This is a genomic window from Nocardioides conyzicola (assembly GCF_039543825.1).
Lineage (GTDB): Bacteria > Actinomycetota > Actinomycetes > Propionibacteriales > Nocardioidaceae > Nocardioides > Nocardioides conyzicola.
Map to the genome: position 1 here is coordinate 2,254,991 of NZ_BAABKM010000002.1, position 26,308 is coordinate 2,281,298.

28 protein-coding genes are annotated in these 26,308 nt (G+C 72.0%); 20 read left to right on the forward strand and 8 right to left on the reverse strand.

The annotated features are described in order from the left end of the window. The first annotated feature begins 59 nt into the window (after window positions 1-59). From ABEA34_RS13950 to purB, 4 genes are all read left to right on the forward strand, one after another. The gene (locus ABEA34_RS13950; RefSeq protein WP_345521932.1) at window positions 60-1,358 is read left to right on the forward strand and encodes an adenylosuccinate synthase; all 1,299 of its coding nucleotides are present in this window, start codon (window positions 60-62) and stop codon (window positions 1,356-1,358) included. A 2-nt stretch (window positions 1,359-1,360) separates the two neighbouring features. Then, window positions 1,361-2,248 carry a catalase gene (locus tag ABEA34_RS13955; RefSeq protein WP_345521933.1) on the forward strand — a complete coding sequence of 296 codons (888 nt, stop codon included), beginning with the start codon at window positions 1,361-1,363 and terminating at the stop codon, window positions 2,246-2,248. Window positions 2,249-2,269: 21 nt separating this feature from the next. Next, a complete protein-coding gene (gene purD / locus ABEA34_RS13960; RefSeq protein WP_345521934.1) occupies window positions 2,270-3,538 on the forward strand; it encodes a phosphoribosylamine--glycine ligase in 1,269 nt (422 codons plus the stop codon). A 90-nt stretch (window positions 3,539-3,628) separates the two neighbouring features. Next, window positions 3,629-5,056 (forward strand): adenylosuccinate lyase, encoded by a 1,428-nt coding sequence (gene purB, locus ABEA34_RS13965; protein ID WP_345521935.1) that lies wholly within the window; start codon window positions 3,629-3,631, stop codon window positions 5,054-5,056. Here the strand turns inward: purB and ABEA34_RS13970 are convergent. After that, window positions 5,036-6,412 carry an MFS transporter gene (locus ABEA34_RS13970; RefSeq protein WP_345521936.1) on the reverse strand — a complete coding sequence of 459 codons (1,377 nt, stop codon included), beginning with the start codon at window positions 6,410-6,412 and terminating at the stop codon, window positions 5,036-5,038. The two genes, purB and ABEA34_RS13970, sit on opposite strands and share 21 nt — an antisense overlap. Window positions 6,413-6,458: 46 nt before the next feature. After that, entirely contained in the window at window positions 6,459-7,073 is a 615-nt protein-coding gene (locus ABEA34_RS13975) for an HIT family protein (protein WP_345521938.1), read from the reverse strand. A 58-nt stretch (window positions 7,074-7,131) separates the two neighbouring features. On the opposite strand from ABEA34_RS13975, the gene ABEA34_RS13980 reads away from it, so the two are divergent. Genes ABEA34_RS13980 through ABEA34_RS13990 form a run of 3 tightly spaced genes read left to right on the forward strand, consistent with a single transcriptional unit; the run spans window position 7,132 to window position 9,199 of the window. After that, complete coding sequence (locus tag ABEA34_RS13980; protein ID WP_345521939.1) at window positions 7,132-7,686, forward strand: antibiotic biosynthesis monooxygenase; 555 nt, start codon at window positions 7,132-7,134, stop codon at window positions 7,684-7,686. A 53-nt stretch (window positions 7,687-7,739) separates the two neighbouring features. Then, entirely contained in the window at window positions 7,740-8,267 is a 528-nt protein-coding gene (locus ABEA34_RS13985) for a hypothetical protein (RefSeq protein ID WP_345521940.1), read from the forward strand. A gap of 32 nt (window positions 8,268-8,299) precedes the next feature. Next, a complete protein-coding gene (locus ABEA34_RS13990; RefSeq protein WP_345521941.1) occupies window positions 8,300-9,199 on the forward strand; it encodes a glycoside hydrolase family protein in 900 nt (299 codons plus the stop codon). Here the strand turns inward: ABEA34_RS13990 and ABEA34_RS13995 are convergent, their stop codons facing one another. After that, the gene (locus tag ABEA34_RS13995; RefSeq protein ID WP_345521943.1) at window positions 9,200-10,159 is read right to left on the reverse strand and encodes a sulfotransferase family protein; all 960 of its coding nucleotides are present in this window, start codon (window positions 10,157-10,159) and stop codon (window positions 9,200-9,202) included. A gap of 58 nt (window positions 10,160-10,217) precedes the next feature. Here ABEA34_RS13995 and ABEA34_RS14000 point away from each other — a divergent pair, with 58 nt between their 5' ends. The 6 genes from ABEA34_RS14000 to ABEA34_RS14025 are packed head-to-tail and all read left to right on the forward strand — an operon-like array spanning window position 10,218 to window position 15,960. Next, complete coding sequence (locus tag ABEA34_RS14000) at window positions 10,218-11,102, forward strand: phosphoribosylaminoimidazolesuccinocarboxamide synthase (protein ID WP_345521945.1); 885 nt, start codon at window positions 10,218-10,220, stop codon at window positions 11,100-11,102. 14 nt (window positions 11,103-11,116) lie between these two features. Continuing rightward, on the forward strand, window positions 11,117-11,503 hold the full coding sequence (locus ABEA34_RS14005) for an SRPBCC family protein (protein WP_486348345.1): 387 nt from the start codon (window positions 11,117-11,119) through the stop codon (window positions 11,501-11,503). Then, window positions 11,500-13,062 (forward strand): long-chain-fatty-acid--CoA ligase, encoded by a 1,563-nt coding sequence (locus tag ABEA34_RS14010; RefSeq protein WP_345521947.1) that lies wholly within the window; start codon window positions 11,500-11,502, stop codon window positions 13,060-13,062. The genes ABEA34_RS14005 and ABEA34_RS14010 overlap by 4 nt, the downstream gene beginning before the upstream one ends. A gap of 40 nt (window positions 13,063-13,102) precedes the next feature. Continuing rightward, window positions 13,103-13,453 carry a hypothetical protein gene (locus ABEA34_RS14015; RefSeq protein WP_345521949.1) on the forward strand — a complete coding sequence of 117 codons (351 nt, stop codon included), beginning with the start codon at window positions 13,103-13,105 and terminating at the stop codon, window positions 13,451-13,453. 19 nt (window positions 13,454-13,472) lie between these two features. Next, window positions 13,473-15,239 (forward strand): M91 family zinc metallopeptidase, encoded by a 1,767-nt coding sequence (locus ABEA34_RS14020; RefSeq protein ID WP_345521951.1) that lies wholly within the window; start codon window positions 13,473-13,475, stop codon window positions 15,237-15,239. Continuing rightward, window positions 15,214-15,960 (forward strand): hypothetical protein, encoded by a 747-nt coding sequence (locus tag ABEA34_RS14025; protein ID WP_345521952.1) that lies wholly within the window; start codon window positions 15,214-15,216, stop codon window positions 15,958-15,960. Before ABEA34_RS14020 ends, ABEA34_RS14025 begins: the two co-directional genes overlap by 26 nt. 4 nt (window positions 15,961-15,964) lie before the next feature. Here ABEA34_RS14025 and ABEA34_RS14030 read toward each other — a convergent pair whose 3' ends face one another. Beyond that, the gene (locus ABEA34_RS14030; RefSeq protein WP_345522792.1) at window positions 15,965-16,465 is read right to left on the reverse strand and encodes a YflT domain-containing protein; all 501 of its coding nucleotides are present in this window, start codon (window positions 16,463-16,465) and stop codon (window positions 15,965-15,967) included. Between the two features lie 91 nt (window positions 16,466-16,556). Between ABEA34_RS14030 and purS the strand changes: the two genes are divergently transcribed. Genes purS through ABEA34_RS14045 form a run of 3 tightly spaced genes read left to right on the forward strand, consistent with a single transcriptional unit; the run spans window position 16,557 to window position 17,916 of the window. Then, entirely contained in the window at window positions 16,557-16,811 is a 255-nt protein-coding gene (purS, locus tag ABEA34_RS14035) for a phosphoribosylformylglycinamidine synthase subunit PurS (protein ID WP_345521953.1), read from the forward strand. Then, window positions 16,808-17,476: a phosphoribosylformylglycinamidine synthase subunit PurQ gene (gene purQ / locus ABEA34_RS14040; protein WP_345521954.1), complete on the forward strand. Its 669-nt coding sequence runs from the start codon at window positions 16,808-16,810 to the stop codon at window positions 17,474-17,476. The genes purS and purQ overlap by 4 nt, the downstream gene beginning before the upstream one ends. Further along, a complete protein-coding gene (locus tag ABEA34_RS14045; RefSeq protein ID WP_345521956.1) occupies window positions 17,473-17,916 on the forward strand; it encodes a DUF3817 domain-containing protein in 444 nt (147 codons plus the stop codon). Before purQ ends, ABEA34_RS14045 begins: the two co-directional genes overlap by 4 nt. Here the strand turns inward: ABEA34_RS14045 and ABEA34_RS14050 are convergent. Then, window positions 17,913-19,307 (reverse strand): glycoside hydrolase domain-containing protein, encoded by a 1,395-nt coding sequence (locus tag ABEA34_RS14050; protein ID WP_345521957.1) that lies wholly within the window; start codon window positions 19,305-19,307, stop codon window positions 17,913-17,915. The two genes, ABEA34_RS14045 and ABEA34_RS14050, sit on opposite strands and share 4 nt — an antisense overlap. A gap of 205 nt (window positions 19,308-19,512) precedes the next feature. Here ABEA34_RS14050 and ABEA34_RS14055 point away from each other — a divergent pair, with 205 nt between their 5' ends. After that, complete coding sequence (locus ABEA34_RS14055; RefSeq protein ID WP_345521958.1) at window positions 19,513-19,674, forward strand: hypothetical protein; 162 nt, start codon at window positions 19,513-19,515, stop codon at window positions 19,672-19,674. Here ABEA34_RS14055 and ABEA34_RS14060 read toward each other — a convergent pair. Further along, on the reverse strand, window positions 19,671-21,137 hold the full coding sequence (locus ABEA34_RS14060) for an MFS transporter (protein WP_345521959.1): 1,467 nt from the start codon (window positions 21,135-21,137) through the stop codon (window positions 19,671-19,673). The genes ABEA34_RS14055 and ABEA34_RS14060 overlap by 4 nt on opposite strands. Window positions 21,138-21,261: 124 nt before the next feature. Between ABEA34_RS14060 and ABEA34_RS14065 the strand changes: the two genes are divergently transcribed. From ABEA34_RS14065 to ABEA34_RS14075, 3 genes are all read left to right on the forward strand, one after another. Continuing rightward, window positions 21,262-21,810, forward strand: a complete 549-nt coding sequence (locus tag ABEA34_RS14065) for a TetR/AcrR family transcriptional regulator (RefSeq protein ID WP_345521960.1) — start codon at window positions 21,262-21,264, stop codon at window positions 21,808-21,810. Window positions 21,811-21,840: 30 nt separating this feature from the next. Then, the gene (purL, locus tag ABEA34_RS14070) at window positions 21,841-24,102 is read left to right on the forward strand and encodes a phosphoribosylformylglycinamidine synthase subunit PurL (protein WP_345521961.1); all 2,262 of its coding nucleotides are present in this window, start codon (window positions 21,841-21,843) and stop codon (window positions 24,100-24,102) included. A gap of 130 nt (window positions 24,103-24,232) precedes the next feature. After that, entirely contained in the window at window positions 24,233-25,006 is a 774-nt protein-coding gene (locus ABEA34_RS14075; protein WP_345521962.1) for an alpha/beta hydrolase family protein, read from the forward strand. Here ABEA34_RS14075 and ABEA34_RS14080 read toward each other — a convergent pair. Both ABEA34_RS14080 and ABEA34_RS14085 read right to left on the reverse strand, forming a co-directional pair. Continuing rightward, window positions 24,995-25,696, reverse strand: a complete 702-nt coding sequence (locus tag ABEA34_RS14080) for a hypothetical protein (protein ID WP_345521963.1) — start codon at window positions 25,694-25,696, stop codon at window positions 24,995-24,997. The two genes, ABEA34_RS14075 and ABEA34_RS14080, sit on opposite strands and share 12 nt — an antisense overlap. Window positions 25,697-25,699: 3 nt before the next feature. Continuing rightward, complete coding sequence (locus ABEA34_RS14085; protein WP_345521964.1) at window positions 25,700-26,296, reverse strand: hypothetical protein; 597 nt, start codon at window positions 26,294-26,296, stop codon at window positions 25,700-25,702. Window positions 26,297-26,308: the final 12 nt, after the last annotated feature.

Consider the following 26,308-nt stretch of genomic DNA (forward strand, 5'->3'; position numbering starts at 1 on the left):
GGCCGCAAGAGCTCCGGTGCGCTTGTGCCGGAGCTGCTTCTTTTTGCCAGAGGAGAGTCATGCCGGCGATCGCCATCATCGGTGCCCAGTGGGGCGATGAGGGGAAGGGCAAGGCGACCGACGTCCTCGGCAGCCGGGTCGACTACGTCGTCAAGTTCAACGGCGGCAACAACGCCGGCCACACCGTGGTCATCCGCCAGCCCGACGGCTCCAGCGAGAAGTACGCGCTGCACCTCCTGCCCAGCGGCATCCTCAGCCCCGGCGTCACGCCGGTGATCGGCAACGGGGTCGTCGTCGACCTGGCCGTCCTCTTCGAGGAGCTCGACGCGCTGATCGCCCGCGGGGTCGACGTCAGCCTGCTCAAGGTGAGCGCCAACGCCCACGTCATCGCCGACTACAACCGCACGGTCGACAAGGTCACCGAGCGGTTCCTCGGCAGCCGCCGGATCGGGACGACCGGCCGCGGCATCGGCCCGACGTACGCCGACAAGATGAACCGGATCGGCATCCGGATCCAGGACATCTTCGACGAGAAGATCCTGACCCAGAAGGTCGAGGGCGCCCTCGACCTCAAGAACCAGATCCTCACCAAGATCTACAACCGCCGCGCGGCCACCGTCGAGCAGACGGTCGAGGAGCTGCTCGCGTACGCCGACCGGCTGGGCCCGATGGTCTGCGACACCGGGCTGCTGCTCAACCAGGCCCTCGACCGTGGCGAGACCGTGCTGCTCGAGGCCGGCCAGGCTACCCTGCTCGACGTCGACCACGGCACCTACCCGTTCGTCACGTCGTCCTCGGCCACCGCGGGCGGCGCCTGCACCGGCTCCGGCATCCCGCCGATGCGCCTCAACCAGGTGATCGGGATCGTGAAGGCCTACACCACGCGCGTCGGTGAGGGCCCGTTCCCGACCGAGCTCGAGGACGAGTACGGCGAGCACCTGCGCAAGATCGGCGCCGAGTTCGGGACCACGACCGGTCGGCCGCGTCGCTGCGGCTGGTACGACGCCGTGATCGCCCGCTACGCCGCCCGGGTCAACGGGGTCACCGACTTCGTGCTCACCAAGCTCGACGTGCTGACGGGGCTCGAGAAGGTCCCGGTCTGCGTGGCGTACGACGTCGACGGCACCCGCCACGACGAGATGCCGGTCAACCAGAGCGACTTCCACCACGCCGTGCCGATCTACGAGTACCTCGACGGCTGGTGGGAGGACATCTCCGGCGCGCGGACGCTCGCCGACCTGCCCGCCAACGCGCAGGCGTACGTGAAGGCCGTCGAGGAGATGTCCGGGGCCCGGATCTCGGCCGTGGGGGTCGGCCCGTCCCGCGACGCCACCGTCGTGATCCATGACCTGATCTGACCGTGATCGACCCCATCGTCGCGATCGACCGGCTCCGGGCAGCGTTCCGGGGGCCGGCGAAGCACCGGACCCTGCATGCGAAGGGCCGCTTCTACGGGGGCACCTTCACGGCCACGACGCGGGCGGCAGCGCTGTGCCGCGCCGGCCACCTGAGCGGCGCGCCCACCCCGGTCGTCGTGCGGTGGTCGAGCGCGGGAGGCAACGCCGACGTACCCGACACCCAGCCCGACATCCGGGGCATGGCCGTGAAGTTCCGGCTCGCGGACGGGACCTCGACCGACCTGCTCAGCCAGACGTCGCCGCGGTTCCCGACGGACGTGCCGGAGGAGTTCGTCGCGCTGACCCAGGCGTCGCTCGACCCGCGGTCGATGCCGCTCTTCCTCGCCCAGCACCCACGGATGCTGCCGGCCATCGTGGCCGGGATCCGGGCGCGAGGGGTCGCGGCGCACGTGAGCTTCGCGGAGCCGGCGTACTACCCGATCCACGCCTACGGCTGGCTCGACGCGGAAGGCACGCGGACCTGGGTCCGCTACGTCTTCCGGCCCGTGGCGACCGGGGCGGACCGGCTGGCGAGGACGTTCACCGGCCCCGACCGGCTGAGCGAGGAGATGGCGGCCCGGCTCGCGCGCGGCCCGGTCACGTTCGAGGTGTGGGTGCAGCTGGCCGGCCCCGGTCACGACCCGCACTCGGCCGTGTCGGTGTGGAAGGGCGCCCGCAAGCTGCTCGCCGGCCACCTCGTCGTGACCGAGGAGCTCCCCGACCCCGAGGCGGGCGGCAGCCCGACGGTCTTCGACCCGACCCGGGTCGTCGACGGGATCGAGCTGTCGGACGACCCGATCCTCCGGTTCCGGCCGTCCGCCTACGCGGAGTCGATCAGCCGCCGGGTCTGACACCGCCTAGGGTTGAGGCCCGTGAGGACTCTCGTCATCGGCACCGGCGGCCGCGAGCACGCGCTCGCCCGCGCACTCGCCCTGGATCCCTCGGTGACCGAGGTGCACGCCGCCCCCGGCAACCCCGGGATCGCCGCGGTCGCGACGCTGCACGACGTCGACCCGATGTCCGGTCCCGCTGTCGCGGAGCTGGCCGTCGAGATCGGCGCGGACCTGGTCGTCGTCGGCCCCGAGGCGCCCCTGGTCGCGGGGGTGGCGGACGCCGTGCGGGACCGCGGCATCGCGGTCTTCGGGCCCTCGCAGGCAGCGGCACAGCTGGAGGGGTCGAAGGCGTTCTCCAAGGACGTCATGGAGGTCGCCGGCGTACCGACCGCGGGCTCGCGCACCTGCACCGAGCCGGCCGAGGTGGAGGCCGCGCTCGACGCGTTCGGGGCGCCGTACGTCGTCAAGGACGACGCGCTGGCCGCGGGCAAGGGCGTCGTCGTCACCCGTGACCGCGCGGAGGCGCTCGCGCACGCGGCGGCCTGCGAGCGGGTGGTGATCGAGGAGTTCCTCGACGGGCCCGAGGTGTCGGTCTTCGCGGTCTGCGACGGCACCACGGCGTACGCCCTGCAGCCCGCCCAGGACTTCAAGCGGATCTTCGACGGCGGCCGCGGGCCCAACACGGGCGGCATGGGGTCGTACACGCCGCTGACCTGGGCCCGGCCCGACCTCGCCGACGTGGTGCTCGAGTCGGTCGTGCGGCCGACGCTCGGGGAGATGGCCCGTCGCGGGACGCCCTTCGTCGGGTGCCTGTACGTCGGCCTCGCGCTGACCGAGTCCGGGCCGCGCGTCATCGAGTTCAACGTGCGCTTCGGCGATCCCGACATCCAGCCCGTCCTCGCGGTGCTCGAGTCCCCGCTGGGTGAGCTGCTCATGGCGGCCGCCGCCGGACGCCTCGACTCCGTGCCGGCGCCGGTCTTCCGCGACGGCGCCGCGGTGACGGTCGTGCTGGCCTCGGCCGGCTACCCCGAGTCCTCGTCCACGGGCGACGTCATCACCGGTGTCGACCTCGCCGCCGCCTGGGACGGGGTCGACGTCATCCATGCCGGCACGGCGCTCTCCGGCGACGACCTGGTCACCGCCGGCGGCCGCGTCCTCGCCGTACGCGCCGTCGGCACCGACGTCGCCGATGCTCGCGCGACGGCGTACGCCGCCGCCGACCTGATCTCCTTCCCCGGCAGGCAGCGCCGCACCGACATCGCCGCCGAGCCGCTCGGTGTCGTCGAGGGTGCCTCGTTGCGGCTGTAACGCCGGGTTACTGACTCTTCCCACCCTGCTGCAACCCCCCTGGTACAGCCAGTAACAGGGCGTTACAAGCGCCGTGGCGGCCGTGGGAGGATGAGGCACGTGACCGTGCCGAACATCCTCGCGACCCGCTACGCCTCCGCCGAGCTGGCCCAGATCTGGTCCCCCGAGCACAAGATCGTGCTGGAGCGGCAGCTGTGGATCGCGGTGCTCGAGGCGCAGCGCGACCTCGGCATCGACGTGCCGGACGGCGTGATCGAGGCCTACCGCGACGTCACGGACAAGGTCGACCTCGAGTCGATCGCGACCCGCGAGCGGGTCACCCGCCACGACGTGAAGGCGCGGATCGAGGAGTTCTCGGCGCTGGCCGGGCACGAGCACATCCACAAGGGCATGACCTCGCGTGACCTGACCGAGAACGTCGAGCAGCTCCAGGTCAAGCAGTCCCTGGCGCTGGTCCGGGACCGGGCCGTGGCGGCGCTGGCGCGGCTCGGCCGGCTCGCCGCCGAGCACGAGGCCACCGTGATGGCGGGCCGCTCGCACAACGTGGCCGCGCAGGCGACCACCCTGGGCAAGCGATTCGCGACCATCGCCGACGAGATGCTGATCGCCGTCGAGCGCATCGAGGGCCTCCTCGACCGCTACCCGCTGCGCGGCATCAAGGGCCCGATGGGCACCGCCCAGGACATGCTCGACCTCCTCGACGGCGACGAGGCCAAGCTGCAGCAGCTCGAGGAGCGGGTCGCGCACCACCTCGGCTTCGACCGGGTCCTGACCAGCGTCGGCCAGGTCTATCCCCGCTCGCTCGACTTCGACGTCGTGTCCTCGCTGGTCCAGCTGGTCGCCGCCCCGTCCAACCTGGCGACCACGATCCGGCTGATGGCCGGCAACGAGCTGGTGACGGAGGGCTTCAAGGAGGGCCAGGTCGGCTCGTCCGCGATGCCGCACAAGATGAACAGCCGCTCCGCCGAGCGGGTCAACGGCCTGTCCGTCGTGCTGCGCGGCCACCTGTCGATGATCGGCGAGCTCGCCGGAGACCAGTGGAACGAGGGCGACGTCTCCGACTCGGTCGTACGCCGCGTCGCCCTGCCGGACGCGTTCTTCGCCGCCGACGGCCTCTTCGAGACCTTCCTGACGGTGCTCGACGAGTTCGGCGCCTTCCCGGCCGTGATCCAGCGCGAGCTGGACCGCTACCTGCCGTTCCTCTCCACCACGAAGGTGCTGATGGCCGCCGTGCGCAACGGCGTCGGGCGCGAGGCCGCGCACGAGGCGATCAAGGAGGCGGCGGTCGGCACCGCGCTCGACATGCGCCAGGGCCAGGCCGACAACGACGTCTTCGCCCGCCTCGCCGCCGACCCGCGCCTCGGCCTGACGGAGGCCCAGCTCGCGAGCCTGGTCGCCGAGCCGATCACGTTCACCGGTGCCGCGGTCGCCCAGGTCGAGGCGGTCGTACGCCGGGTCGCCGAGGTCACCGCCCGCCATCCCGAGGCCGCGGCGTACTCACCTGGCGGCATCCTCTAGCGACTGCAGGGTCCTGGCCTGGCGCAGCGCCTGGATCGCCATCAGCAGTGCCAGGCTGACCAGGGCGGCACCGGTCAGCAGCGCGGCCCGCATGGCGGCGTCGGGGGAGGAGTCCGCCACGACGACCTGGTAGACGGTCACCAGCACGGCGGCGCCGATGGAGGCGCCGATCCGCTGTCCCGTCTGGAGGGCTCCTCCTGCCGCGCCGCCCATCCGCGGCGGCACGTCGGCCAGCGTGAGTGTCATGTTGGGCGAGACGACCGCGCCCGCGCCGAGGCCGGCGACCAGGAGCGTCGGCGCCAGCCACGGCCAGAGCGGGTCGTGGCCCGGGGCCAGCACCGCGACCAGCACGACGCCGGTGATCATCGTCGCCAGCGCAGCCACGGTGAGCCGCCGGCCGAGGTCCGCGACCACCCGGCCCGCGAGCGGGGCGCTGACCGCCGAGCCGGCGGCGAACGGCATCAGCATCAGTCCCGCCTGCAGCGGTGACAGCCCCATGCCCTCCTGGAGGTAGAGGGACGTCACCAGCAGCACCCCGGTGAAGCCGGTGAAGTAGAGGGCGCCGACCGCCAGCCCGTTGACGTAGCCGGGCAGGCTGCGCAGCAGCGCCAGGTCGAGCAGCGGCGGGTGGCCGTGCCGCGCCGTACGCCGCTCCCACGCCACGAAGCCCCAGCCGAAGACCGGCACCCCGACCAGGAGCAGCAGCGGCAGCCGGTGCCCGCCCTCGAGCCGGACGACCGGGTAGAGCAGGCACAGCACGGTGGCGCCGAGCAGCAGGGCACCGGGCACGTCGATCCGGTTGTCGGTCTTCTCCGTGCTCGGTGGGCGGCGCGGGACCATCGCCATCACGGCGACCATCGCGGCCAGCCCGATCGGCACGTTGACCAGGAAGAGCCAGCGCCAGCCGTCGTCCTCGCCCGCGAGCGCGATGATCAGGCCGCCCAGCACCGGCCCGATGGCCGACGAGACCGACACGGTCAGCCCGAAGATCCCGAACGCCCGGCCGCGCTCGCGACCGCGGAAGAGCTGTTGGATCAGCCCGGAGTTCTGCGGCGTCAGGAGCCCGGCGCTGGCGCCCTGGAGGAGTCGGGCCAGGATGACGAGGGCGGCGTTCGGTGCGAGGCCGACCGCGGCGCTGGCGACGATGAAGCAGGTCAGCCCGATGAGCATCAGCCGGCGCCGGCCGTAGGCGTCGCCGAGCCGGCCACCGGCGACCAGCGTCAGCCCGAAGGCCAGCGCGTAGCCCGAGACGACCCACTGGATGGTGCCCGCCGACGTGTGCAGCCCCGCGCGCATCGACGGGATCGCGACGTTGACGATCGAGACGTCGAGCAGGGCCATGAAGCCGATGACCAACGAGACACCGAGGATCCGCCACCGCCGCGGATCGGGGGTGTACGGATCAGGCGCGGGCGTGACCGCCCCAGTTGGCGAGCTTGGTGGCGACGGCGTGCAGGTCGGCGCGGCGTACGGCGTCGTCGACGGCCGGCAGGATGTCGTCCCACTCCACGGCGTACGACCCCTTGATCTGGGCGAAGCCCTCGGGGCGGGCGAAGAACCAGACGTGGAAGTGGGCCGAGCCGTCACCCCAACGGTTGACGTGCACGCGGCCGATCCCGGGCAGGCTCTCGATGATCCGCACCAGGCGGTTGGAGATCCGGCCGAACTCGGAGGCCAGGTCGTCGTCGATCTGGCCGGCGTCCTCGTGGTCCCGTGTCCACAGGGTCATCACCAGCGGCAGACCGGTCGGTGCCGACGGCGCGAAGAGGACCCAGCGCTCGTCCTCCCACACGATCCGCTCGGGGTCGAAGCCGGCGCACGCGTCGCACGGCGCGCCGCCCTCGTCGCCCTGACGCGGGTCCTCGGTGCCCGGCGCGGCCAGGGCCTTCGGTGCGATGGCACCGTCGACGACCTCCCAGGGAAAGATCTCCCACTCGGTCATCGAGGGGGCGGGCAGACGCTGGTCTCCGGCAGCGGCGACGACGCGGGCGTGGATCTCGGCTGCAGACTCCGGCATGGCGACACTGTGCCAGCCCGACTTGCGCCGCTCGCCAGCACCCCCGGACCATCAGCACATGCCCAGTCCCGTCACCGTCTCGATCACCCGGACCGTCAACGCCGGCCACCACGACGAGATGGTCGCGTGGATCCGGGCGGGCTCCGCGCTCGCCGCACGCTTCGAGGGGTTCCTCGGCTCGGGCTGGGTGCGCCCCTCGACCGAGTCCGAGGAGTGGCACATGCTCTACCGCTTCGCGGACGACTCCTCGCTCGCGGCCTGGGAGGCCTCGCCGCAGCGCGAGTGGTGGCTCGGCGCCGCCCAGGGCCTGGTGGGCGAGTCCAGCATCGAGCGCCGGACCGGCATCGAGGGCTGGTTCGACCCGCCGGCGACGTACGACGTCGAGGACCTGCGCCCGCCGGCGCCCGCGCCGCCGCGGTGGAAGCAGGCGACGGTGATCTTCCTGGTCTTCTACCCCCTCAGCGTCCTCGCCAACTGGGTCGCCGGGCACCTCGTCGCCGACTGGCCGCTGCCGCTGCGCGTGCTCGCCGTCGTCCTCGTGATGACGCCGGTGATGACCTACCTCGCGCTGCCGTGGGTGACCAAGCGCATGGAGTGGTGGCTGCGCCGCTGACGGGTCTCTCGACGTCGACGTTTCTCGGTGCCCGGCCCGGGCAGGGGACCTGCATGGAATCCATCTCGGGAGACACCATGACCCTGTCCACACCCACCCTGCGCCTGCGCACCGGCTCCGTGCTGGCTGCCCTGCTGCTCGCGGTCGTCGGCACGCTCGGACTAGCCGGTACGGCGACCGCCGTGACGCACGCGAGCGCCGCGTCGCAGTTCTCCGCAGCCGGCATCGGCTGGACCTCGTCCGGCGGCTGCAGCGATCCCGGCAACTCGACCTGCACGTCGTTCGAGGGGATCCGTCAGGCGACCATCGACGGCGCGATCACGCTCAAGAACGCCAGCGGCTGCGGCCTCACCATCACCGGCGGCACCGAGACCGGCCACGCGGGCGGCACCTACAGCCACGGCACCGGCTACAAGCTCGACTTCTCGCGAACCACCTGCCTGACCAGCTGGGTGCACAACACGTACACGTACTCCGGCACCCGCAGCGACGGCACTCCGCTCTACACGGCCGCCTCCGGCAACGTCTACGCCGACGAGGGCAACCACTGGGACGTCCTCTACTACAGCTGCGGCTGCTAAATCGTACCGACGCGCTCGACTATGCTGGCCGCATGTCCGTCGACACGCTGCCGCCGCTCCCGTCGTACGACGACGTCGAAATCGTCGTCCCTGCGCCGGGTGTCGGCCCGGGCAACTGGGCGGGCGCGGCCAGCGCGGTGCTCGTCGACGGGACCTTCTGGCTGACCTACCGGGTGCGCCGGCCCCTCTCGGAGGGGCGCGGCGTCTCGGTGGTCGTCGCCCGCTCGGCCGACGGCGTGACCTTCGAGGAGGTCGCGGTCGTCAACCGGGAGGCCTTCGGCTGCGAGTCCTTCGAGCGGCCGGTCCTGGTGCCGGTGCCCGGGGTCGGCTGGCGTCTCTACCTCTCGTGCGCCACCCCCGGCTCCAAGCACTGGTGGGTCGACAGCCTCACCGCCGCGACGCCGGAGGAGCTGCCGACCGGCGAGCGCCGCGTCGTGCTGCCCGGTGACGACGACATGGCCGTCAAGGACCCGGTCGTCGAGCACCCGGCCGCGGGCGGCCCCGGCGGCTGGCGGATGTGGCTGTGCTGCCACCCGCTCACCGACGCGGGCCACGAGGACCGGATGACCACGCGGCTGCTCACCAGCCCCGACGGGCTCGACTGGACCGACCGCGGCGAGGTGCTGGCCGGCCGCCCCGGTCAGTGGGACGAGCGTGGCGCCCGGGTGACGACCGTGCTCAGCGCCGAGCCCCTCACCGTCCTCTACGACGGCCGCCGCGACGCGGCGTCCAACTGGTTCGAGACGACCGGCGTCGCGCGCTGGGACGGCGAGCGGCTGGTCGCCGACGACACCGACCCCATCGCGTCGCCGTACTCCGACGGCGCCTGGCGCTACGCCTCCGCCGTACCGCTCCCCGACGGCCGCACCCGCTTCTACGTCGAGGCCGCCCGTCCCGACGGCGCGCACGACCTGGTGACGCTGGTCCGCTGACTAGGCCCGGCGGCGCTCCTCGAACGAGCCCTTCGGCTCGGGGGAGAGCCAGTCGGAGAAGTCCTGGCCGCTGAGCTCGGACAGCAGGGCGACGTCCTCGGCGAAGACGGAGACGAGGCGTTCGCGCTGCTCAGGCGTGAGCCGGGGGCGCGGGCCGTCGCCGGTCTGCAGGCGCGCCACCAGCGGCGCGCTGGCGCGGCGCCAGACCTCCGGTGCGGCGAACTGACCCAGGCGGGCGCCGGCGCGGATCACCGGTCCGATGACGGTCGGCCGCCACCCAGGCGGGACATAGCTGCGGGAGTTGTCCCGCGGGATGGTGGCGACCGTGCCCGGGGTGATGCCGAGGAACCGGCAGGCCCGGTCGACCGCGGCGGGAGGGTCGTCGACGATGTCGCGGTAGCGCAGCACCAGGATCCGCTCGGGGTCGACGTGCTGGTGGAGATGGGCGAGCTGCTCGCCGTACATCCCGAGCTCGCGGTAGCGCCAGAACGGCGCCCACCCGGCCCGCACCCGCGCGTCCTGGCGGCCGAACGCGGTCTCGAAGTCGGCCACCGGCTCGAGCCCGTCGCACCACAGGTGCATCCAGTTGGAGTACGCGCGGTCGACCGGGTCGCGGACCAGGGCGATCAGCTTGACGTCCGGGAGCGACTCACCGATCCGGCGGTGCGCGCCCCGGCTCCACAGGTAGAAGGGCGTGCTCTCGCCGCGGACGGCGTCGGGTGGCGCCGAGGCGAAGAGGTCGGTGTACTCGTCGTACCGCCAGATCCACTCCTGCTGCGAGTGCGCGTCGCCGGGCCCGCGCCAGGCCGGGGGCGGTGCGCCGTCGCAGAGCCAGTACTTCGGCTCCTTCGGCCGGGTCACGAAGACCTCGGGATGCTGCGAGAGCGCGGCGTGCAGCGCGGTGGTGCCGGCCTTGGGTGCGCCCACGATCAGGAAGTCGGGCTGCGGAGGTCGGATCACGCATACAAAAGTAACCCAGTACGAAAACACTGAACAGGGCCTCTCCTAGAGTGAGCGCGTGGCCGACCTCAACATCCCGAGCGCGCCGGTGATCGACGGTGCCCGGCACCTCCACTCCGGCAAGGTGCGCGACCTGTACGAGCTCCCGGGCGGCGACCTGCTGATGGTCGCCAGCGACCGGATCTCGATCTTCGACTTCGTGCTCGACACGACGATCCCGGACAAGGGCGAGATCCTCACCCGGATGTCGCTGTGGTGGTTCGGGCAGCTCGCCGACCTGGTGCCGAACCACGTGATCAGCACGGACGTCCCGGACGTCGTACGCGGTCGGGCGGTCGTGTGCGAGCGGCTCGCGATGTACCCCGTCGAGTGCGTCGCCCGCGGCTACCTCACGGGTTCCGGCCTGATCGACTACCGCGCCTCCGGCGAGGTGTGCGGGGTGTCGCTGCCGGCCGGGCTCGAGGACGGCAGCCGGCTGCCCGCGCCGATCTTCACGCCGGCCACCAAGGCCGACCTGGGCGACCACGACGAGAACGTGTCGTACGACGCGGTCGCGGCCACCATCGGCGCCGACCGCGCCGCCGAGCTGCGCGACCTGACGCTCGCCGTCTACGCCCGCGCGGAGGGCATCGCCCGCGAGCGCGGGATCATCCTGGCCGACACCAAGCTCGAGTTCGGGGCCCGCCCCGACGGGACCACCGTGCTCGGCGACGAGGTGCTCACGCCCGACTCCTCCCGCTTCTGGCCGGCGGCCGAGTGGTCGCCCGGCCGCACGCAGGCGTCGTACGACAAGCAGATCGTGCGCAACTGGGCGCTGTCGCCCGAGTCCGGCTGGGACCGTGCGTCGGGCGAGGCGCCGCCACCGCTGCCGCCGGAGGTCGTGGAGCGCACCCGCAGCCGGTACGTCGAGGCCTACGAGCTCCTGACCGGGGAGACGTTCTGAAGGTCTCCTTCCCGGTGCCGCCCGCCGTGGCCTTCGACTACCTCGCGGACCCGCACCACCGCCCGGAGTGGCAGTCCAGCCTGGACCGCGTCGAGGACGTCGACGGCGAGCCGCGGGTCGGCCAGACCTGGGTCGACGTGACCAGGCCCCGCCTGCGCCCGGCGATGGAGACGACCGAGCTGGACCGGCCCCACCGCTGGACCGAGACCGGGACCTGGCGCGGCATCTCCGCCACGCTGACGCTGGTCTTCACCGAGACCGCCGCCGGCTGCGACGTGGAGCCGACGATGGTGCTCCGGGGCCGTGGGGTGCTGGCACCGGTGGCGCGCGTGCTGGGCCTGGCCGCGCCGTACGCCGTCCGGAGTGACCTCCGCCACGCGGCCGGTAGGTTGGCGCCATGACGACGTACAACCTGGCGACGCTCCTCGAGGACAGCGCGACGACCTACCCGGACCGCACCGCGGTCGTCCTCGGCGAGTCCCGGCTGACCTACGCGCAGCTGAACTCCTTCTCCAACATGGTCGCCAACCTGCTGGTCTCGCGGGGGATCGGGCCCGGCGACAAGGTGGCCCTCAGCTGCCCCAACCTGCCGTACTTCACCGTCGTCTACTTCGGCATCCTCAAGGCCGGCGGCACGGTCGTCCCGCTCAACGTGCTGCTCAAGGGCCGCGAGGTCGCCTACCACCTGGGCGACTCCGACGCGAAGGCCTACTTCTGCTTCGAGGGCACGCCCGAGCTGGCGATGGGGGAGGCCGGTCACGCCGGCTTCCAGCAGGCCGACGGCTGTGAGCACTTCTTCGTCATCACCGCCGCGCTCGACGGCGCCTCGCCGATCGAGGGCGTCGAGACGATGGCGCAGGCGATGGGCACCCAGTCCGCGGAGTTCGAGACGGTCGCCACCGACGAGGACGACACCGCCGTCATCCTCTACACGTCGGGCACCACGGGTCAGCCCAAGGGTGCCGAGCTGCGGCACCGCAACATGCGCGACAACGCGCTGTCGGGCGAGGCCCTGTTCGGCGCGAACACCGAGCGCCCGGACACCTACCTGTGCGTGCTGCCGCTCTTCCACTCCTTCGGCCAGACCGTGATCCAGAACGGCGCCTTCGCGTACGGCGGCACCGTCGTGATGCTGCCGCGCTTCGAGGCGCACGCCGCCCTCGCGCTGATGGCAAAGGAGCAGGTCACCTTCTTCGCGGGCGTGCCGACGATGTACTGGGGCCTGCTCGGCGCCCTCGACGAGTCTGTCGACGTGAAGGCGCTCGCCGCCAACCTCCGGGTGGCCGCCGCCGGCGGCTCCGCGCTGCCGGTCGAGGTGCACAAGGACTTCGAGAAGAAGTTCGGCGTCACCATCCTCGAGGGCTATGGGCTCTCCGAGACGTCGCCCGTGGCGAGCTTCTCGCCGTACGGCGAGCCCGTGCGGGTCGGCTCGATCGGCGTGCCGATCCCCGGCGTCGAGATGGAGCTGCTCCAGCCGGACAGCTGGGAGACGGTGCCCGACGGCCCGGACGAGATCGGCGAGATCGCCATCAAGGGCCACAACATCATGAAGGGCTACTACAACCGCCCCGAGGCCACCGCGGAGGTCATCCACGACGGCTGGTTCCGCTCCGGCGACCTCGGCCGCCGCGACGAGGACGGCTGGTACTACATCGTCGACCGGTCCAAGGACATGATCATCCGCGGCGGCTTCAACGTGTACCCGCGCGAGATCGAGGAATTCCTGATGACCCACCCGGCCGTCTCCCTGGCCGCGGTCATCGGCGTTCCGCACGAGAGCCACGGCGAGGAGATTAAGGCGGTCCTGATCCTCAACGCCGGCGCCGAGGTGACCGAGGACGAGATCGTCGCCTGGGCCAAGGAGGAGATGGCGGGCTACAAGTACCCGCGCATCGTCGAGTTCGTCGACGCCCTCCCGATGACCTCCACCGGCAAGATCCTCAAGCGCGAGCTCAGCTGACGGGCGTTTCGCACCCGCCGGTCGGGGGCAGGGGACCTGCATGCGCGTCATCCCCCAGGACCTCTCGACCCTCGCGGGCGCGTGCCTGGCGTCGTCGCAGGAGCTGACGGACGCCTGGAACGGCGCGATCGGCGGCCTCGACCTCCCCGGTGGTGCCGCCGGTGACACCGCCGGTGGGCCGGCGTTCGTCACCGCCCACGTGGCGGTCGCGGAGGCCGCGGGCACGGCGATCGCGCACCTGTCGTCGGTGCTCGAGCAGGACATGGACGACCTCTACGCGATCGCCTTCGACATGACGACGACCGACGAGGACGCGGCCGAGTCGTTGCAGACCCTCACGCCCGGCCTGCCCTCGCCCAGCCCCGGCCCCGCGCCCACGCCCAACCCCTGAGTCGAGCGAGGAGCACCGCATGCCCGAAGGGATCTTCGACCTCCACGACGAGGCCGCCCGGCTCGACACCGCCTCGACCGCCTGGGCCGACCTCGCCTCCGGCATCACCACGGCGAGCGACGGGGTCGACGAGGCCGCCCGGACGGCGCGTGACGCCGGGTGGGAGGGCAAGACCGCCGAGTCGTACGACGCTCACCGCAAGAGCCTCGTCGCCGACCTCGACACCGCCTCCGGTCTCGCCGAGTCGCTGGCCTCCACCCTGTCGGCCGCCGCCGGATCGGTGCGCATCTGCCAGGGCCGCCTCGACCAGGAGTGGGCCAAGGTCGCGTCGCTGACCCGGATGCCGCTGCCGGGCGGTGGCTTCTACTTCCAGACCGAGGACGAGGCCGAGCGCAAGCGCGCCGACGAGGCGGTCGCCAACGCCCAGGCCCACCGCGCCGAGCTCGACGCCACCCTGGCCACGGACACGGCCGCACTCAACCAGGCGGCCACGGCCTGGGCGCAGCTCACCTCGACCTGGGCTCCGGTCGCGGACGGCAGCCGCGACGGCTTCGACGGGGTGCCGAGCGACGGCAACGAGGTCGGCGTGATCACCGACGGCGACCGCACGATCTTCAGCACCGGCAGCGGCAACGACGACATCCGGGTCGAGATCGACCCGAAGACCGGGGAGCGCGTGGTCACGGTCAACGGTCAGAGCTACCGGGTGCCGGACGGCCAGGACCTGGTGATCCGGGCCGGCGGGGGGACCGACACCATCGACGTCCCCGCGGGCACCGACGTGGACGTCACCCTGATCGGCGGCGAGGGCAACGACACGATCACCACCCGCGGCGGCGACGACACCATCCTGGGCATGGACGGCGAGGACAAGATCGACGCCGGTGACGGCGGCGACCGGGTCTCGGGCGGGGCCGACGCCGACTACCTCGACGGGCAGGGCGGCGACGACACCGTCGTCGGCGGGTCCGGTCGCGACACCCTCTACGGCATGGGGGGCGACGACGTGCTGTCCGGCGGCGAGGGGCAGGACTACCTCGAGGGCGCCGACGGCGACGACCGTCTCGACGGCGGCGAGGGCAACGACATCCTCTCCGGCGGCAAGGACGACGACACGATCCACGGCGGCGGAGGCGACGACGTCACCTACGCCGGCCGCGGCCACGACACGACGTACGCCGGAAGCGGCAACGACACGTCGTACGTCGAGGGCACCGACGCCTCCTACGACACCGAGAAGCGGGTCACGGTCGAGATCCCGGACACCGGCTCCTTCATCAAGGTCGAGGGCAGCCCGGAGTTCGTGGCGCGGGTGCAGGCGGACCTGGAGATGCTGCGCGGGTCGCCGACCGGTCAGCAGATGCTCGAGAACCTGCAGGACAACCACGACAACTCGGGCTTCCTCGGCTTCAACAAGGAGTCCCTCACGATCCGCGAGTACCCCACCCCGGACAACAGCACGGCCACCCCGTCGGGCAACGACAACACCATCGAGTACTCGACGCACTTCAACACGCTCTACGACGGTCCGCCGTCCGCCGTGCTCTACCACGAGATGGCGCACGTCTACGACTACATGAACGACACCCTCGCGGACGGCACCTACCAGGGCGAGGACCTCCAAGACGTCGGTGACAACAACCGCGAGCGGGTGGCGGCCGGCCTGCCGATCGACGACGACAACGATCCCGACACTCCCGAACGGATCGATCCGCGGCACCCGTACGTCTACACGGAGAACGGACTTCGCGAGGAGATGGGTGCCCCACACCGTGACCACTACTGATCGGCCGCTGCGGCGGCTCGTCCTGGCCGCCGCCGTGCTCGGGGTGCTGGTCCTGTCGGCGTGCGGCAGCGAGAGCAGCGGCGGTGGAGACGGCGGCGACGGCGAGACCGGCGCCGGCGGCGACGACGTGAGCTCGAGCGTCCGCGACGGCGGCGAGCCCGCGGACCCGACCGGCCCGGCCGCGCGCCCGGACGCCGACTTCTCGGCCGAGGTGACCGTCTCCGACGACGCGGTCCGGGTGACCTACCGGCTGGTCAACCGCTCCGGCGGGGAGCTGTTGGTGCCCGACCAGCTCGCCGACGAGAACGCCGAGTACGACGGCGACACCTCGCGTGCCTATGTCACCGGTGCCGACGGGGGTGTGGTGGTGTCGCAGCGGGTCTTCCCGCAGCCCGACACCGACCGCAAGGACTGGGCGCAGGCCCCCAAGGTCCAGGCCACCCGCCTGGCGGCGGGCGAGACCCTGCAGGGCTCGGTCGAGGTCGCGCGCCCGCTGGTGCGGGTGCAGCCCTTCGGCGACGAGCTCGGCTACGGCACCATCGCGCTGCCGGATCCCGCCGCCGACGCCCGGTTCTGCCTCGGGGTCCTCGCGCCGCCGTACCCGCCCTCGGTCGACGCCCTGGGCCAGCAGGCCGACCCTCTCATCGACCACAGCAACCAGGTCGCCGCCGGGCAGTACCTCTTCTGCTCGGACCCGGTCCCTCTCGACGAGGCGGGCTGAGCGCCTACTCGAACGGGTTGGGCAGTGCGCCGGGCAGTTTCGCGAGCAGCTCGCGGGCCTGACCGGCGACCTTGTGCTCGACCAGCACCTCGTAGCGGGTGGCGACCACCTGGGTGATCGAGGAGAAGTCGCGCTGCCCGCGGGTGAGGGCGAAGCCGAGGAGTGCCCAGACGACGCCGAACCCGGCACCGATCACCATGCAGGAGATGATCAGCCCGAGCAGGCTGTTGTCCTCGGTGAAGAACGAGAAGATCAGGCCGATGAAGAGCCCGAGCCACAGGCCGGACAGCAGGCCGCCCAGCGCGACGCGGCCGTAGGTCAGCCGCCCGGTGATCCGCTCGACCCGCTTGAGGTCGGTGCCGACGATCATCAGGTTGCTGACCGGGAACTCGTTGTCGGACAGGAAGTCGACGGTCTTCTGGGCGGCGGCGTAGTCGTCGTACACCGCCAGGGACTGGGGGAACTCGAGCCGGAGGGCGTTGGCTCCGGGAAGGCCTGCGGGCATGCTCATGTCCCTAGTGTGCCCGGCGGTCGGTGCGGTCGCGAGCGGCCACTAGACTGGCGGCGCACCCGCAGCCCTCGTGAAGGAGCCCCCCGTGGCCCGTGTCGTCGTCGACGTCATGCCCAAGCCCGAGATCCTCGACCCCCAGGGCAAGGCCGTGCTCGGCGCGCTGCCGCGCCTGGGCTTCCAGGGGGTCACCGACGTCCGCCAGGGGAAGCGGTTCGAGCTCGAGATCGCCGGTGAGGTCACCGACGCCGTGCTCGCCGAGGTCGAGAAGATGGCCGAGACCCTGCTCTCCAACCCGGTAATCGAGAACTACACCGTCCGGGTCGACGAGGCCGTGCGGTGAAGGTCGGGGTCGTCACCTTCCCCGGCTCGCTCGACGAGGTCGACGCGCAGCGCGCCGTCACCATCGGTGGCCACACGGCTGTCCCGCTCTGGCACGGCGACCACGACCTCCAGGGCGTGGATGCCGTCATCCTCCCGGGTGGCTTCTCGTACGGCGACTACCTGCGCTGCGGCGCCATCTCGCGGTTCTCGCCGGTGATGGCGGAGGTCATCGAGGCCGCGGGCAAGGGGATGCCGGTCCTCGGCATCTGCAACGGCTTCCAGATCCTCTGCGAGTCCCACCTGCTGCCGGGCGCGCTGATCCGCAACGACCACCGCAAGTTCGTCTGCCGTGACCAGCGCCTGCGCATCGAGAACACCAGCACGCCCTGGACCTCGTCGTACGCCGAGGGCGCCGCGATCACCATCGTCCTCAAGAACGGCGAGGGCGGGTTCGTCGCCGACACCGAGACCCTCGACCGGCTCGAGGGCGAGGGTCGGGTCGTGGCGCGCTACCTCGACGTGAACCCCAACGGATCGCTGCGCGACATCGCCGGGATCAGCAACGAGCGGGGCAACGTGGTCGGCCTGATGCCGCACCCCGAGCACGCCGTCGAGGACCTCACCGGCGCCGGCACCGACGGCCTGGGCTTCTTCACCGGACTCGTCGAGCACGCCTTCGCATGACCCCGCTGAAGACCTTCCGCATCGTTGCGATCGCCGAGGCGATCACCTGGGCGCTGCTGCTCACCGGCATGGTCCTGAAGTACTCCGACGTCACCGAGCTCGGGGTCCGCGTCTTCGGCATGGTGCACGGCGTCGTCTTCGTCGCCTACTGCCTGACCACGGTCCTGGTCGCGGTCGACCAGCGCTGGTCGACCGGCCGCCTGCTGCTCGGCCTGGCGGCCTCGGTGCCGCCGTTCTTCACCGTGCTCTTCGACCGGTACGCCGAGCGGAGCGGCGCGCTCGCCGACAGCTGGCGGCTCACCTCCACCGAGCCGACCCGTCGGCTCGACCGGCCGGTGGCCTGGCTGCTGCGCAACCCGGTCCGCGGCGTGCTCGCCGGCCTGGTCGCCGTGGCCGCACTGACCGGGGTCGCGCTGCTGGTCGGACCGCCTGCCGGCTAGCGCAGGCCGCGCTGGATCGCGGGCCAGGTCTCGGTCCCGGCCACCCCGGAGACCTCGACGCCGACCTTCTTCTGCCAGGCCCGCAGCGCCTTGTCGGTCGTGGACCCGAACACGCCGTTGGCGCGGACCTCCGCCGCGATCGACCCCACCGCGGCCACGGACAGCGCGCGCTGCAGGCGGCGTACCGCGGACCCGGAGGAGCCGTACTTCAGCACCGGGGTCTCGCCCGCGCTGAAGAGCGTCATCCAGGCCTTGCGGGACCACGCCGCCCGGACCCCCAGGCCGTGAGCGGTCTGCCACGCGTTGACCGCGGCGAGGGTCCGCTTGTTGTACCGGCCGTGGATCTTGCCGGTGTAGACGCCCTGCCGCTGCAGCAGGCACTGGAGCACCTTGACCTGGTCGGCGGGCGGGGTCGTCGTCGCCGTGCGGGGCCGCAGCACGAGGTAGCCGGTGGACCGCACCGGCACTCCGCCGCAGTAGGTCTCGCGGGCGGCGATCGAGCCGCGACCCACGTCGAGGAAGTTGCGGTCGATGTTGATGGTGATGCCGCCCCAGGTCTCGTCGTGCCCGCCCTGGTACTGCTTCACCCGCGCGTTGGGCGTCCAGCCGTCGTTGCGGATGTACGACGTCCTGGTGTTGGCCACGCCGTCCCAGCGGGCGATCCAGATCTGGTCGGGCAGCGTGTACGTCGTGGGCCGGTTGACCCGCGCGTCGTCGAGCGCCTTGATCCCCGACCCGGCGCTGGAGTAGACGCCGGAGACGTAGCCGAGCGCCCGGATCTGCTGGGTCCAGCCGCTCAGGAACGACAGCGCCGACTCGCGGCACCTGGTGTTGGCGAGGTCGAAGCCCTCGAGGTCGTACCAGAGCGTGCTCCCGGCGGCGATGCCCAGCGCCTTCGCCGCGTCGACGGACTCGCTGGCCTGGGTGCGGCCCTGCTTGAGGGCGGTCGCGTACGCCCCCTTGGAGTTGGCCTTCGGGCTGATCTTGACGTCGTCCTTGTACCGCGGGAACCGCGGCTGGCACGACGCCTGCGGGCCGAGGGTGATGGGCAGCAACCGCCAGCCGCGGGCGAGCTGGGTGCTGACCCAGGTCGCGTCGAGGTACTTCTGGTCGCGGCAGGCCCGGGAGTCGCCGTCGATGTAGATGCCGACCGCGAGGAACGGCGAGCTCTGCAGCCACCGGTCCATCCGCGCCTGGCTCGGTGCCTGGCACTGGTCGAAGCCGTACCCGGTGAAGTCGCCGGGCGTGACGACATTGAGCTTCTTGGCCTTCGCGGCGACCGGTGTGGCCGCCTCGCTGCCGCCGACGGCGCCCAGCAGCGTGAGCGCGAGGACGCCGGCGAGGGCGCCGGTGACGAGGCGTCGGGCGAGGGGCGGGACCGGGCGAGGCATGGGTGCTCCAGGGGAAGGATCAGTGCTGCCTCGCGGCCGAGGCCACGTCACCATAACCTCACCAATCACACCAGTCACAGGGTCTGCGATGAACTACAGATCTGTAATTCGCCAGCCGTGAATCGCTAGGTTTCCGCAACTCGATCCGCCCGGTCGCGGAACGGGAGCACGCTGGCCGCCACGCGAACGATCTGGGGGATCGATCATGGGTGACAACTGGAGCATGCTCCCGTTCCTGGGACTGGTGCCGGACTTCCATCCGGACCCGGTCGAGGGCGGTACGCCGGTGGCGAGCGCCGACGGCCGTTGGTGGTGGGACGGGCACACCTGGACGCCCGTCCTCGCCGCCCGGCGGGCGTCGGCCTAAGCGGCCTCCGCCTCGACCAGCGCCTCGTCCACCTGGACCTCGAGGGCCGGCTTGGCCGGGCGCAGCACGACCGTCGCCACCACGAGGGCGATGGCGCAGAAGGTCGCGGAGACGAGGAACGCCTCCCGCAGGCCGGGGACGAACGCGCCGGGCACCGCGCCGGCGGCGTACACCGACACGATGACGGCGACACCCACGGCCGCGCCGAGCTGCTGCGTGGTCTGCAGGAGCCCCGACGCCGATCCGGCGTGCTCGGGCTCGACGCCGGCCAGGACGGTCGCGGTGATCGGCATGAAGACGAAGCCGGTCGCCAGGCCCGCGATCAGCATCGGGCCGAACACCGCACCGAGGTAGGTGTCCCCGGTGCCGATGGTGCTGAGCCACGCGTAGCCGACGGCGAGCGCCGCCGTGCCCAGCATCATCATCGTGCGCGGGCCCAGACGGCCGATCAGCCACGGGGTCACGCGGGACATCGCGAAGATGCCGAGACTGAACGGGAGGAACGCGAAGCCGGACTCGAGCGGGCCGAACCCGAGGACGCGCTGGACGTACTGCACGACCAGGAAGAACATCGAGAGGTTCGCGCCGATCACGAGCGCCATGACGGCGAGCGCGCCCACGCGGCTGCGGTTGCGCACCAGGTGGGGCTGCACCATCGGGTGCGGGTGCCGCACCTCGGTGCGGGCCAGCAGCGCGATCAGGGCCAGGCCGATGGCGAACCCGGCGATGGTGCGGACCGAGGTCCAGCCGTGGTCGGGGGTGCCGATGAGCGTCCAGACCAGGACGACGGCGCCGCCGGTCGCGGACGCGGCGCCGACCAGGTCGAAACGTCCGGGGCGACGTGCGGTCTCGTCGACGAAGCGTCGGGCGAGCAGCAGCACGGCGATGCCGATCGGGACGTTGATGAAGAGCGTCCAGCGCCAGGAGCCGACGTCGGTCAGCAGACCGCCGAGGATCAGGCCGATCGACGCGCCACCGGAGGAGACGGCACCGAAGAGGGCGAACGCGCGGTTGCGCGCGGCCTGGTCGGGCGCGCTCGTGGTGAGCAGGGCCAGCACGCTGGGTGCGGCCATGGCGGCGCCGACGCCCTGGAGGGCGCGGGTCGCGACGAGCTGTCCCGGCGTCTGGGCGAGCCCGCCGAGCAGGGAGGCGATGGTGAAGAGGCCGAGGCCGAGCTCGAACATCCGGAGCCGGCCGAGCACGTCTCCGAGTCGGCCGCCGAGCAGCAGCAGGCCGCCGAAGGCGAGGGTGTAGGCGTTGAGGACCCACGAGAGCGACGCGGGGCCGAAGCCGAGGTCGGCGTCGATGCGCGGGAGGGCGACGTTCACGACGGTCGCGTCCAGCACGAGCATCAGCTGGGCGACGAGGACGATGGCGATCCCGGTCGCCGCGCGTCCCGCGTTGGGCGGGAGGTCGACGGGCCGGTCCGCGTGGGTGGCGGTGGTGACGGTGTCTGAGGACATGTGAGGTGGAAGTCCTGTTCTGGCCGGAGCGGCCGAGGTACTCTTGATCCGGAGGATGGCTCCGCTTCCTCCGCTACGATACGGAGACAGTCTCCGTTTAGCAACCCCGACGAGGTGAATTTCTGTGCGTGCCGATGCCCAGCGCAACTACGACCGCATCGTCGAGGTCGCGCGCCTGGTCTTCCGCGAGCAGGGGTACGACGCCTCGCTGGACGACATCGCCAAGCGCGCGGGAGTCGGTCCGGGCACGCTCTACCGGCACTTCCCGAAGCGGGAGAACCTGCTCGACGCGGTCATGCAGTCCTGGGTCGACCGGGTCAACGAGACCGTCGACAAGGCGCTCACCCACGAGGGCACCGACCGGGACGTGCTGCTCAACTGGTTCGAGCAGTACGTCGCCCTGATCAGCCAGCACAAGGGCGGTCCGGCCAAGATCACCTCGGCGATGGGCAACCCGGACTCGCCGATCATGACCAAGTGCCAGGTGCTGGCCACGGCCAACCGCCGCGTCATCGACCAGCTGGGCGAGCACAGCGCGCTCCGTGACGACGTCGACGTCATCCAGGTGTGCCGCCTCGTGGGCGGGGTGGCGACGGTCGCCGACCAGGCCGGGCTCGACGCCGACGCCGTACGACCGATGCTCGCCGTCCTCGCCGACGGGCTGATGCGCTGACCCACGCCTGGCGCCGGTAGATTGGCGCCCGTGCCAGAGACCCGCATCGCCCATCTCGACACCGTCACCGTCGCCACCGAGGACCCCCAGCGCGAGCAGCCGTGGTCCGACCTCGGGCTGAAGCCCGACGAGTACGCCGAGATCCGCGAGATCCTGGGCCGCCGGCCGACCAGCTCCGAGCTCGCGATGTACTCCGTGATGTGGAGCGAGCACTGCTCCTACAAGAGCTCCAAGGTGCACCTCAAGCAGTTCTCGGAGATCCCGCAGACGACGCCCGTCGGCAAGATGCTGGCCGGCATCGGTGAGAACGCCGGCGTGCTCGACATCGGCCAGGGCTACGCCGTCACGTTCAAGGTCGAGTCGCACAACCACCCGTCGTACGTCGAGCCCTACCAGGGCGCCGCGACCGGCGTCGGCGGCATCGTCCGCGACATCCTCGCGATGGGCGCGCGCCCGGTCGCGGTGATGGACCCGCTGCGCTTCGGCCCGCTCGACGCCGACGACACCCACCGGGTGCTGCCCGGGATCGTCGCGGGCGTCGGCGGCTACGGCAACATGCTCGGGCTGCCCAACATCGGCGGCGAGGCGGTCTTCGACGCGTCGTACGCCGGCAACCCGCTCGTCAACGCGCTCTGCGTCGGCGTGCTGCGGCACGAGGACCTGCACCTCGCCAAGGCGTCCGGCGTCGGCAACCAGGTGATCCTGTACGGCGCGCGCACCGGCGGCGACGGCATCGGCGGCGTCTCGGTCCTCGCGTCCGAGACCTTCGACGCGGACGGCCCGGCGAAGCGGCCGAGCGTGCAGGTCGGCGACCCGTTCATGGAGAAGCTGCTCATCGAGTGCACGCTCGAGATCTTCGCGGCCGGGCTGGTCGCGGGCATCCAGGACCTCGGCGGTGCCGGCCTCTCCTGCGCGACGTCCGAGCTCGCGTCCGCCGGCGACGGCGGCATGCACGTCGAGCTCGACCGGGTGCCCCTGCGTGACTCCACGCTCGCGCCCGAGGAGATCCTGATGAGCGAGTCGCAGGAGCGGATGATGGCGGTCGTCGAGCCCGACGACGTCGCGGCGTTCCTGGCGATCTGCGCCAAGTGGGACGTCGAGGCGGTCGTGGTCGGCGAGGTCACCGACACCGGCCGGCTGCAGATCGACTGGCACGGCGAGCGCGTCGTCGACGTACCCCCGCGCTCCGTCGCGCACGACGGCCCGACCTACCACCGTCCCCTCGAGCGCCCGTCGTGGCAGGACGACCTGCAGGCCGACGGCGCCGAGTCGCTGCAGCGGCCCGGCACCGGCGCCGAGCTGCGCGACACCGTCCTGCGGATGGTCGCCAGCCCCAACCTGTGCGACAAGTCGTGGATCACCGACCAGTACGACCGCTACGTGCGCGGCAACACCGTGCTCTCGCAGCCCAGTGACAGCGGGATGATCCGGGTCGACCCCGACACCAACCTCGGGGTCGCGATCTCGACCGACTGCAACGGCCGGTTCGCCCTGCTCGACCCCTACGCCGGCGCCCAGCTCGCGCTCGTCGAGAGCTACCGCAACGTGGCCACCGGCGGCGCCGTACCCCTCGCGATCTCGGACTGCCTCAACTTCGGCTCGCCCGAGGACCCGGCCGTGATGTGGCAGTTCGCGGAGGCCTGCCGCGGCCTCAAGGACGCCTGCCTCACCCTCGGCATCCCGGTCACCGGCGGCAACGTCAGCCTCTACAACCAGACCGGCGAGACCCCGATCCTGCCGACGCCCGTCGTCGCCGTCCTCGGCGTGATGGACGACGTCACGCTGCGCACGCCGTCGGCCTGGTCGGCCGGCGGGGAGCGCGTCTTCCTGCTCGGCGAGACCCGCGAGGAGCTGTCCGGCTCCGAGTGGGCGCACGTGGAGCACGGCCACCTCGGCGGCCTGCCGCCGACGGTCGACCTCGAGGCCGAGCGGTCCCTGGCCCAGCTGCTGCACGCCGGCGTCGGGCTGCTGTCCTCCGCGCACGACGTGTCCGACGGCGGTCTCGTCCAGACGCTCGCCGAGTCGTCGCTGCGACACGGGGTCGGCGTCACCGTCAACGTCGTGGGTGACCCCTTCGTCGCGCTCTTCAGCGAGTCCACCGCCCGCGTGGTCGTCACCGTCGCCGACGGCGACGCCGAGCGCCTGGTCGAGCTGGCCGGCGAGCACGGCGTCCCCATCGCGCCTCTCGGCGTCACCGGTGGCGACGCCCTCGACGTCGAGGGTGTCTTCGACGTGCCCCTCAGCGAGCTCCGCCGGGCCTGGGCGGGCACGCTGCCTGCGGCGTTGGGCTGAGTCTCAGGGATACCCGGTTAACCGGGTATCCCTTAGCTTCTCAGGCTCTGCAGTGCCCCAGGAGTTCACGAAGTGCCCGAGGAGCTCGGCGCGGACCAGTCGCGATCGCGCCTCGCGCCGAACCACCACCATGCGACGCCGTACCCTCCTCATGCTGCCCGCGGTCGCGGCGGCACTGGCCGCCTGCTCGGAGGGGAGCACCGTGTCGGAGAAGAAGCCCCCGAAGGGCACGCGCAGGGTCACCTACGGCGCCGACCCGGCGCAGTACGGCGAGCTCACGCAGCCGTCCGGTGAGCCGCGCGGCGTCGCGGTGCTGGTGCACGGCGGCTTCTGGAAGCCGGAGTACGGCATCGAGTACGCCACGCCGATGGTCCCGAGCCTGGTCGCGGCCGGCTGGGCCACGTGGGCGATCGAGTACCGCCGCGGCACCGGCGCCTCCGACACCCTCGACGACGTCCGCGCGGCGATCGACGCCTGCCCGGTGGACGCCGACGTCGTCGTCGGGATCGGGCACTCGGCCGGCGGGCACCTGGTCACGTGGGCGGCCGGCCACGGGGGCCTGACCCACGTCATCTCGCAGGCCGGGGTGCTCGACCTGGCCGCGGCGTACGACGAGGGGCTCGGCGGCGGCGCGGTCGAGGCGTTCCTCGGGCACCCGCCCGGCCCGGACGACGCCGACGTCGACCCGATCCGTCAGGTGCCGCTCGATGTCCCGGTCTGGTGCGTCCACGGCACCGCGGACGACAACGTCCCGATCAGCCAGTCCAGGTCGTACGTCGCCGCCGCTCGCCAGGCCGGCGCCACCGCGGAGCTGGTCGAGGTCGAGGGCGACCACTTCGTCCTCGTCGACCCCGACTCCGACGCCTGGGCCACGACGCTCGCCCACCTGCGCTCACTCGCGTGAGAGCACCGTGATCTTCTGCCAGATCTTGCGGGACATGCCGGTGGTCAGGGTCTCGATGGTGCTGACCGTGTCGAGCACGATCGCGTCGCGGGACTCCTCGGCGCACAGGGCGGCCGTCTTGCCGACCAGGCTGAGCAGCTCGGAGCAGTAGTCGAGGTAGCGCTCCATCTGGTCGCGATCCAGGTCGTTCGACGTGCTCATCGCCGTCGGCACGAAGCTCGCGCGCAGTCGCTCCGGGTCCTTCGTCAGCTGGTGCATGTCGATGATGTGGGCCAGCGACCGGAGGCGATGCAGCATCTCGAGGATGTCGCCGCGCTGGAGCCGCTCGGGGAAGGTGAGCAGGAAGAAGACCGCGATGGCGGCGAAGACCAGGTCGTTGACGGTGGTCTCGATCAGCGGCAGCCAGTCGAGTCCGTCCGGGCCGCTGTCACCGATCGCGCTGTGGATCGCGAGTCCGAGGGCGAGGGCGGTGCCGGCGACGATGGCCGCGACCAGGACCCTCGACACGATCCGGGCGGTGCGGATCCGCGACTGGTGGACGGCCGCGTTGGTCGCCACCTGGTCGACCAGGGTCGCGAGCTCGCCGGCCACGTCGCAGAGCCCCCGGCCGGGGAAGCGCGCCTCGATGCGCGCCTGCAACCGGGCGACCGTGTCGGCCACCGGCCCGGCCATCAGCTTCTCGAACGCCACGGCTCAGATCCTCTCGGCCAGGCGTACGGCGGCGTGCAGCACCAGGTCCGTCAGCTCGGGGTCGGTGACGGCCTCCGCGGGGGCGCGGCCGAAGGTCAGTGCGGCGGGCTGGGTCAGCCACGCCCACGCGCGCCAGGGATCCATGCCCGCGGCGAGCAACGGCTCCAGCAGCGGCGCGACGTCGGGACGGACCTCGCCCTCGTCGGTGAGCTGGAACGCCGGCACCACGGTGCGACCCTCGACCGGCAGGATCAGCAGCCGGTGGGTCTGGTCGGCCTTGTGCACGGCGTACCGGGTCGCGTCGACCGACGTCCCGCGCACCTCGGCCAGCGTCTCGTAGGTGAACCACGGCGTCTCGAGCAGAGTCGCCCGCAGCCGGGCCTGGCGGGCGATCAGGACCAGCGCGACCGGGACGGCGTGCTCGGGCTCGCTGCCCTCGCTGCGCAGCAGCCGGTCGAGCTCGTCGACCCGGTCGGGCTCGGTCCACACGGCCCGCCCGTCGCCGTCACGGGTGAAGGTCGGCAGGCCCGCCTCGGCCAGGTGGTCGGCGAGGCCGAGCCCCTCCAGCCAGGTGGCGAGCTCCTCGCCGTCAGCACTCACCGGCCCAGTTTC